The organism is Aminobacter aganoensis (assembly GCF_014206975.1).
Classification (GTDB): Bacteria; Pseudomonadota; Alphaproteobacteria; order Rhizobiales; family Rhizobiaceae; genus Aminobacter; species Aminobacter aganoensis.
Genome location: NZ_JACHOU010000017.1, coordinates 96,286 through 105,511 on the forward strand (window position 1 = coordinate 96,286; position 9,226 = coordinate 105,511).

6 protein-coding genes are annotated in these 9,226 nt (G+C 63.5%); all 6 read left to right on the forward strand.

Translation table 11 applies throughout. The features are described 5' to 3' along the window. Window positions 1–132: 132 nt before the first annotated feature. On the forward strand, window positions 133–3,609 hold the full coding sequence (locus GGR00_RS23090; protein ID WP_184701391.1) for an indolepyruvate ferredoxin oxidoreductase family protein: 3,477 nt from the start codon (window positions 133–135) through the stop codon (window positions 3,607–3,609). Between the two features lie 139 nt (window positions 3,610–3,748). Next, window positions 3,749–6,058, forward strand: coding sequence for a putative bifunctional diguanylate cyclase/phosphodiesterase (locus tag GGR00_RS23095; RefSeq protein ID WP_055979912.1), 2,310 nt, complete (start codon window positions 3,749–3,751; stop codon window positions 6,056–6,058). A gap of 154 nt (window positions 6,059–6,212) precedes the next feature. After that, window positions 6,213–6,992: an N-acyl amino acid synthase FeeM domain-containing protein gene (locus GGR00_RS23100; protein WP_055979909.1), complete on the forward strand. Its 780-nt coding sequence runs from the start codon at window positions 6,213–6,215 to the stop codon at window positions 6,990–6,992. A 46-nt stretch (window positions 6,993–7,038) separates the two neighbouring features. Further along, the gene (locus tag GGR00_RS23105) at window positions 7,039–8,346 is read left to right on the forward strand and encodes an ABC transporter substrate-binding protein (RefSeq protein WP_184701393.1); all 1,308 of its coding nucleotides are present in this window, start codon (window positions 7,039–7,041) and stop codon (window positions 8,344–8,346) included. A gap of 219 nt (window positions 8,347–8,565) precedes the next feature. Next, a complete protein-coding gene (locus GGR00_RS23110) occupies window positions 8,566–8,814 on the forward strand; it encodes an aa3-type cytochrome c oxidase subunit IV (RefSeq protein ID WP_055979903.1) in 249 nt (82 codons plus the stop codon). Window positions 8,815–9,105: 291 nt separating this feature from the next. Next, window positions 9,106–9,226, forward strand: a 121-nt coding sequence (locus GGR00_RS23115) for a hypothetical protein (protein ID WP_184701395.1), incomplete at its 3' end; no start/stop codon positions are given.

The window sequence follows — 9,226 nt, forward strand, 5'->3', positions numbered from 1 at the left end:
GCATCTTTGATTGTTCTTTTCCCCGTGCAAAGAAATTCGTTTGACGCGACAGCCGTGCCCGGAAAAGCTATCCCTAAGCTACCCAAGGTCAGCCGCCCGAATCGGGGGCCGGTTCGGGCACAGGAAATGCTGATGACGCTTCACGACGTCGCTCTCGATGACAAGTTCGATCTCGGCAAGGAGCGGATCTTCCTCTCCGGCGCGCAGGCGGTCATCCGGATGCTGCTGATGCAGCGAGAGCGCGACCGGCTTGCCGGCCTCGACACGGCGGGTTTCGTCTCAGGGTATCGCGGTTCGCCGCTCGGTGGCCTCGACCTGCAGCTGTGGAAGGCCAAGAAGCAGCTTGCCCAGTCCAACATCGTCTTCCAGCCCGGCCTCAATGAGGAGCTGGCGGCGACTGCCGTGTGGGGCTCGCAGCAGACCGAACTGCTCGGCGAGGGCAAGCATGACGGCGTCTTTTCGATCTGGTACGGCAAGGGCCCGGGCGTCGACCGTTCGGGCGACGTGTTCCGCCACGCCAACCTTGCGGGATCGTCGAAGAAGGGCGGCGTGCTGGCGCTGATGGGCGACGACCACACCGCCGAATCCTCGACCAACGCGCATGCTACCGAGTTCCTGTTCGTCGACACGATGATCCCGATCCTCAATCCGGGCGGGGTGCAGGAACTCATCGACTACGGCCTCTACGGCTTTGCGCTGTCGCGTTTCGCAGGCACCTGGGCGGCGATCAAATGCGTCAAGGACAACATCGAATCGACAGCTTCCGTCGACGCCTCGCTCGGTCGCCTCAACATCGTCATCCCTGAATTCGACATGCCGCCCGGCGGGCTCAACATCCGCCACGAGCTCGACCAGCTCGGCCAGGAAGCGCGGTTGCACGAATACAAGCGGGCCGCCGCCGCTGCCTTCATCCGCGCCAACGGCATCAACCGCCTCGTCTATTCCGGCGGCCGCAAGCCGAAGATCGGCATCATGACCGTCGGCAAGAGCTTCCTCGACGTGCGCCAGGCGCTCGACGACCTCGGCATCGACGAGGCGCGGGCCAACCAGCTCGGCATCCGGCTGTTCAAGGTCGGCTGTCCCTGGCCGCTCGACATCGAGCACATCAGGGACTTCGCCAGCGGCCTCGAGATGATCGTCGTCGTCGAGGAAAAGCGCTCGCTGCTCGAGACCCAGGTGCGCGAGGAGCTGTATGGCACCTCGATGCAGCCGAAGGTGGTCGGCAAGCGCGACGAGCGCGGCGACTGGCTGTTTCCGGCCAAGGGCGCGCTCGACCCCAACGACATCGCCATCGCGCTGGGCGAGCGCATCCTCAAGGTTATAGGCCCGTCGGAAGAGATTGCCGCCCACGTCAGCCGGCTGCGCCAGTACCAGGCGATGCTTGCCGACACCAAGGACGTGGCCTCGCGGACGCCGTTCTTCTGCTCGGGCTGCCCGCACAACACGTCGACCAAAGTGCCGGAGGGCTCGATCGCTGGCGCCGGCATCGGCTGCCACTTCATGTCCTTGTGGATGGACCGCAGCACCATCGGCTTCACCGCCATGGGTGGGGAGGGCGCGCAGTGGGTCGGCCAGGCGCCGTTCACCAAGCGCGGGCACATCTTCCAGAATCTCGGCGACGGCACCTACAACCATTCGGGCACGCTGGCGATCCGCTTCGCGCTCGCGTCGGATGCCAACATCACCTACAAGATCCTCTACAACGATGCCGTCGCCATGACCGGCGGCCAGCCGCACGAGGGCAGCCTGACCGTCGACATGATCGCCCGCCAGGTGCGCGCCGAGGGCGTCGAGCGCATCGCGGTGGTCACCGACGAGCCGGGTAAATATGACGGGCGTTCGCAGTTTCCCGTCGGTGCCACCTTCCATCACCGCGACGATCTCGACCTCGTCCAGCGCGAACTGCGCGACATCAAGGGCGTCACCGTCCTGCTCTACGACCAGACTTGCGCCGCGGAAAAACGGCGCCGGCGCAAGCGCGGCACCTTCCCCGATCCCGACAAGCGCGTGTTCATCAACGAACTGGTCTGCGAAGGCTGCGGCGACTGCGGCGTCAAGTCGAGCTGCGTCTCCATCCAGCCCGTCGAGACCGAGTTCGGCCGCAAGCGCAAGATCGACCAGTCGAGCTGCAACAAGGATTTTTCCTGCGTCAACGGCTTCTGCCCGTCCTTCGTGACGGTCCATGGTGCCAAGATCCGCAAGGCCGACGGCATCGCCGGCACCAGCGACCCGCTCGAGGGAGTGCCGGCGGCGAGGGAGTTCACGCTCGACCGCGACGGCTGGGCGGCGATCATCGATGGCGTCGGCGGCACCGGCGTCGTGACCGTGGGTGCCGTGCTCGGCATGGCCGCCCATCTCGAAGGCAAGGGCTGCGGCATGATCGACATGGCCGGCCTCGCCCAGAAGGGCGGCTCGGTGTTCACCCATGTCCGCATCGCGCGCACGCCTGAAGACATCAACGCCATCCGCGTTTCGGCCGGCAAGGCAGACCTGATCCTGGGCTGCGACCTCGTCGTTTCGGGCGCCAAGAAGGTGCTGGCGGCGGTCCGCGAAAATCACACCATCTTCGTTGCCAATACCGCCGAGATCATGCCCGGGGAGTTCACCCGGTCGGCCGATTTCTCGCTGCCCACCGAGCGGCTCAAGAAGACCATCAAGGAGGCGGCAGGGGATACCAGGGCGCACTTCTTTGACGCCACCCGCACGGCCGCCGCCCTGTTCGGCAATTCGCTCGGCGCCAACATGTTCATGCTCGGCTTCGCCTTCCAGCATGGCGGTTTGCCGCTGTCGTCCGAGGCGATCGAAAAGGCGATCGGGCTCAACGGCGAAGCGGTGGCGATGAACGTTGCCGCCTTCCGCTGGGGCCGACGTGCTGCGCATGAGCCGGAGTTCGTCCGCGCGATGATCGACCGTTCCGGCCGTGGCGCGGAACCTGCGGTGGCGCAAACCCTCGACCAGGTGATTGCGCGCCGCGCCGAATTCCTGACAGCCTATCAGAACGCCGCCTACGCCGAACGCTATGTCGGGCGCATCGCGTCGCTCCGCGCTGCCGAGGACAGGGCCAGACCCGGATCGACCGTTGTCGCGGAAGCGGCAGCGCGCTCCTTGTTCAAGCTGATGGCGATCAAGGACGAATACGAGGTCGCGCGGCTCTATACCGACGGCTCGTTCAAGCGCGAACTGGCCAGGCAGTTCCAGGATTACGACCGGCTCGAGTTCCATCTCGCGCCCCCGATCCTTGGCCGCAAGGGGGCGGACGGCGTGCCGCGCAAGTCGAATTTCGGTGCGTGGATGATGAAGGGCTTCAGGCTGCTTTCGGCGCTGAAGTGGCTGCGCGGCACCGCGTTCGACATCTTCGGCTACACCGCCGAGCGCCGCATGGAGCGGCAGCTGCTCGACCGCTACGAAGCCGATCTGGAGATGATCCGGGGCGCGCTGACGGGCGACAACATCGAGGCGGCAACGGGCCTCGCGTCGGTGCCGCAACTGATCCGCGGCTATGGCCACGTCAAGCACGCCAGCGTCGAAAAGGCTGCGGGCGAGCGCGAGCGTCTGGTCGCAAGATTGAACACGCCGCCGGCAAGAACTGAGCTTCAAGCCGCCGAATAGTTGATACCACTTGTTTACCTGAACCTAAGGTAGCAGCTCTATTCGGCGCCCGATGCGCAAGCAGACGCTGGCAGCGCGGGGTTTCTAAGCCTTTCTTAAGGCGGATGTGGCAGTCCTTGGCCTCCTAGGCAGGCCTCGGATGCGCAGAAGAAACAACGAGATACCGGTCGACGTCTACATACCATTCGTGGAAACGCTTTTCCGCGACGGCTCGACGCTGGCTATCGGTATGGTTGCGCAGACGCTGCTGATCGGCGTCGTGTGGTGGAAGACCGCTCATCCGCTCTATCTCGTGGTGGCGCTGCTGATGGTGCTGGTTGCCACCCTGCGGCTGCGAAACTTCCGCAAATACAACAGGCTGCCGTCTCCAACGACGTGGGAAGAAGCGCACCAGCGCGAGAACGACTACATTCTTTACGGCTCGCTTCACGGCGCAACGCTGGGCGCATTTTGTCTTGCGGGCATTTACTTTGCGTATGACACATTTGCCGAAATCGCCTCAGTTTGCGTGACGCTCGCCACGGCTACGTCCATCGCCGGTCGCAACTACGGCTCACCGCGTATGGTGATCATCCTGATCATCGCCCTGACGTGGCCAATCTCGCTCGGGTTCCTGCTGCGCGGCGACGCTTACCATGTCTTCCTGGGCCTGCTGTCGGCGCCGTTCCTCTTTGCGATCCGAAAATTCGCCAATACGGTCCGAGACGTGCTGTTCACCGCCGTTTCGGAAGAGAAGAAGGCCAATCGCCTGGCGCAGCGCTTCAACCGTGCGCTCAACACCATGTCGCATGGGCTGGTCATGCTTGGCCCGGACGGACGCGTGGCGGTCGCCAATGCCGAGGCCGCGCATCTGATGTCGGTCAAGTCGCCGGAGGCGCTGCTCGGCCGCTCGATACATGGCCTGCTGATGCGCGGCGTGGCCGGCGGCCAGCTTGCGCTGAAGGATTGCCGCTACATCGAGGCCCAGCTGACGAGGGCGCTGCGCGAAGGCAAGGACCGCAAGGTCCTGGTTGCTCTAGCCAATGGCCAATGCCTGGAGTTTTCCGCCCGCGAAGGCAGCCAGGAGCTCGGCGTCATCACCTTCGAGGACGTGACCTCCCGCGTCGCGGCGGAGGAGAAGATCCGGTTCATGGCGCGCTACGACAGCCTGACCGGCCTGCCCAACCGGGCCTATTTCCACGAGGTCGTCGCGGAATGCATCCATGCCGGCGACCGCGACCGGCTCTGCGCCCTTGCCGTCCTCGACCTCGACGACTTCAAGAGCGTCAACGACACGCTCGGCCATCCCGTCGGCGATGGATTGATCTATGCCGTGGCGGAACGGCTTGCAGCGTTTGCCAGCGACAATATCAAGGTCAGTCGCTTCGGCGGCGACGAATTCATGATCTATTTCGACAGGGTCGACGACGAGGCGCACCTAACGGCGGAGCTCGACCGGATCTTCGCCGAGATGCAGGGCGAGGTCGACGTCGCCGGCCATGCCCTGCGCATCCAGGCGAGCGGTGGCGCCGTCCTGGGACAGGTGCGCGACTCCGAGGTCGACGGGATGATCGTCAAGGCGGATCTCGCGCTCTACAAGGCCAAGGACCTTGGCAAGAACAGCTGGCACCTGTTCGAGGCGGTGATGGACGCTGCCTTCCGCAGCCGCCAGCTGATGAAGGCCGATCTGCGCAACGCCGTCGAGGCCGGCGCGCTGCGCGTCGTCTACCAGCCGATCGTTTCCATGGCCACGATGCGGATCGCCAGCTGCGAGGCGTTGTGCCGCTGGGATCACCCCGAGCTCGGGCCGGTTTCGCCGGCCACCTTCATTCCGCTCGCCGAAGAGATGGGCATCATCTCCGACATCAGCACGTTCGTGCTGCATGCGGCATGTGCGGAATGCGCCAAATGGCCGGCCAAGATCAGCGTCTCGGTCAATCTGTCTGCCAAGGACTTCCGCAGCCGCGACGTCATCGACAAGGTGAGGGACGCGCTGGCGGCCTCGGGCCTTGCGCCGCATCGGCTGGAGATCGAGGTCACCGAGACCGCGCTGCTCGACGACAAGTCGCTGACGCGCAGCTATGTCGAGGAACTGAAGAGCATCGGCGTGCGCATCGCGCTCGACGATTTCGGCACCGGCTATTCCAGCCTGAGCTATCTGCACAAGCTGCCGCTCGACAAGGTCAAGATCGACCGCAGCTTCCTCGCCGACGTCGGTCAGAACCCGCGCTCGCTGCAGTTGCTGAAGGGCATCGTCGACCTGTCGCGCCCGCTCGGGCTGACCGTCACCGTGGAAGGGGTCGAGACCTTCGAGCAGCTCAAGATCCTGGCCGTCGAGGTGCAGCCGGACCTCGTGCAGGGTTTCCTGTTCGGATCGGCGCTGTCCTCGTCCGGTATCGAGACGATGTCGAACACCGTCTGGCCCTTCGCCAAGGATATCGGTCTCGCCCGGATCACCGCCACTCGCTAAAATGGCTGCGGATACATCGCCGAAATCGCGAAACTTCTTAATTTTCCGTTAATTATTAACCTTAACGGAAGGTAAACAGGAACAGTTTGATTTTCATCTTTACATAACTCCGGCCTCCGCTACCCTTAAGTCGGGCGGAATTACGGGGAATACCATGACCATTCATCAGGCGACGTCCGGCGGCGACGCTGACGTCAAGAGTAGCAGTGCGTCCGAACCGGGGTCGTCATTTGCACGGCACGTTTCGAGCTTGCTCGAGCGCACCGAGTACCGCCGTTGCGACAAGGGCGAGGATCTCGAAGACATCTACCGTCTGAGGTACAAATCGTACCGGTCCAACGATATGGTCCCGGACAACGAGAGCCATACGATCAACGATGAGTTGGACGAGACCCCCAACGCGTATCGTTTCGGAGTCTATGTCGACCAGCACCTGGTAAGCACACTACGCATCCATCACGTCACCCTGGCGACGCCCTTGTCACCGTCGACCAAGGCATTCGGCGACATTGTCATGCCGATGCTGGCCAAGGGGCTGACGTTCATCTGCCCCAGCCGTTTCGCATCCGACCCCGAATGGTCGCGCGTCTACCCTCAGATCCCCTACATCACGCTTCGCCTCGCAGGCATGGCGTGTTTCCACTTCAACGCGCCTTATTGCCTGTCGACAGTTCGTGAAGATCACGCCGGCTTCTACAAGCGCATCTATTATTCCGAGCGGATCAGTGAGCCGCGCTCGTATCCGGGCGTGTTCAACAAGGTGGTTCTGTATCGAGCCGACGTGAACGCCATCCGCGAACGCTCGTTCCAGCGCTTCCCCTTCTTCAAGTCGACGCCGATGGAGCAGCGGCTGATGTTCGGCAAGCCACCGCTGGGCGAACTGGCGCCGCTGACCATCCTGCCGACGGCGAAATATTTTCGCGAAGCCGCCTGAGCTTCGCGTAAGGTCGCCGGGCAGGCGAGACCGACAGCAGGGAAGAATGACGACGTCGAGACACAGGTCCCTTCTTCCCGCGATCCTGCTGGCGGCGGGGCTGGCAGCGCCGGCATTCGCCGAGGACGCCATCGGCATCGCCAACCTTGCCTTCCGCACCGGCCCGTACGCCGCCGCAGGCACGCCGCTGGCTGACGGCCAGCGCGACTACATGCTGATGCTCAACGAGCGCGACGGCGGCGTCAACGGCATCAGGCTGGACTACAGCGAGTGCGAGACCGGCTTCAACACCGACAAGGCAGCCGAGTGCTACGAGCGCACCAAGGCTGCCAGCATCCTCACCCAGCCCTCGTCGCCCGGCGCCACGCTGGCGATCCTGCCGAAGGCAGCCGCCGACAAGCGGCCGCTGCTCGCCCCCGGCTACGGCTTTTCGGCGTTGTCCGAGGGCAAGGTGTTTCCCTGGGCGTTCAACCCGCCGGTCACCTATTGGGACGGCGCTTCGATGATGCTGAAGAGCATTTCGGGGGGCGATCTCGACAGTCTGCGCGGCAAGAAGATCGTGCTTCTCCACCTCGATGCCTCCTATGGCGAAGAGCCGATCCCGTTGCTGCAGGAATATTCCGACACGTTCGGCTTCACCCTGCTGCCGATCCCGGTCGGCGTGAAGGAGATGCAGAGCCAGTCGGCCCAATGGCAGAAGATCGAAAGCGAGCGTCCGGATTTCGTGCTGTTGTGGGGCTGGGGCGCGATGAATGCCGGTGCCTTCGCCGAGGCGATCAAGACCGGCTTTTCGATGGATAGGCTGGTCGGCATCTGGTGGGCGGGCCATGACGAGGACCTGAAGGCGATCGGCGACGCCGGCAAGGGGTATCGCACGCTGTCATGGAACCTGCCGGCGCCGAACGCCGGGGCCATGCAGGACATCCGCAAATATGTCGTCGAGGCCGGCAAGTCGCCGACGCCGCCGGAACAGCTCGACCAACTGTTCTACCAGCGCGGCGTGCTGATCTCGATGCTGTCGGTCGAGGCGATCAAGGCGGCCCAGGAGCACTTCGACGCCAGGATCATCACTGCCGAGCAGCTGCGCTGGGGGCTGGAAAACCTGAAGCTCGACGCCGACAGGCTCGCCTCGATCGGCGTGGAAGGGATGGTCGGGACGTTCTCGACCTCATGCGGCGACCATGCCGGCCATGCCTCCGCATGGATGCTGTCGTGGGATGGCGCAAAATTCGTCAAGGCGTCCGACCCGCTGACCGCAGATCGCGAGATGATCGCGCCGCTGGCCGATCTGGAGGCAAGGAAGTACGCCGAGGCCCACGCGCCGTGGGCGATGAACGAAGAGTGCAAGATGTAAGGCGGAACGCTCTTCCGGGGAACGCGGGAGGCCGGACGGAAGCAGCGAATCGAAACACAGGCCGATGCCGTGCGGTCGACGCGCCATGACGGATTGGGGTGGCGCGGCCGATTTCTCTTTTGATTGATTATCTTGTCGCAGCCTGTGGGCAATCTTACCATTGCCCTGCAGCGCGCATTTCGCTATGTGCGCTTGAACTTGTTTTCCGGAGGGACTCTCATGGCTGACAACACGCCGACCGGCCCGGTCGAACTTGGCGCGCAGATGGACTACGCCGAGCATGAAGGCACCTACAATCTTTTCATCAAACTCTCCAAATACGCCACGCTCGTTTGCGTCGCGCTGATGGTCGCCATGGCGTTCGGCTTCTTTACCCCGGCCGGCTTCTTCTCCTCGACTGTGCTGTTCCTGGTGCTCGTCGCCGTTGGCGGCTTCCTGCTCCGCGACCTGCCTGCCCATATCAGCTGATTCTGATTTCTACGGCAGCGAGGCCTTCGCGGTCGTCATAGTTCCAGCCTAGGGGGAGTTGGAACCGGTGATTTTCGCTTCAGATAATACAGACGCGAACGCGCCGCACGCAGCAGCCTTGCCGGTCATTTGTCTGGCAAGGGCAGGCTTTGGCATAGCCAAAGGGACGGGTGCGTCGGCGGTTTCAGCCTCCGTTAGTGTCCAGAGTATTTTTCGTTGGTAAGGCGCCGACGCGTTTATCTGCGTCCGGCACCTTACGTTTGGTAAGGTTCCAGCCGAAAGGATCTAGCGGTGGGCCAGACGATATTCATACCGAGAGAGATTGACGCGATTGAGAGCCGGGTTGGGGCTTCGCCGGAGACGGTGAAACGCCTTGTCGGGCTTGGCTTCGAGGTCGTGGTGGAGAGCGGGG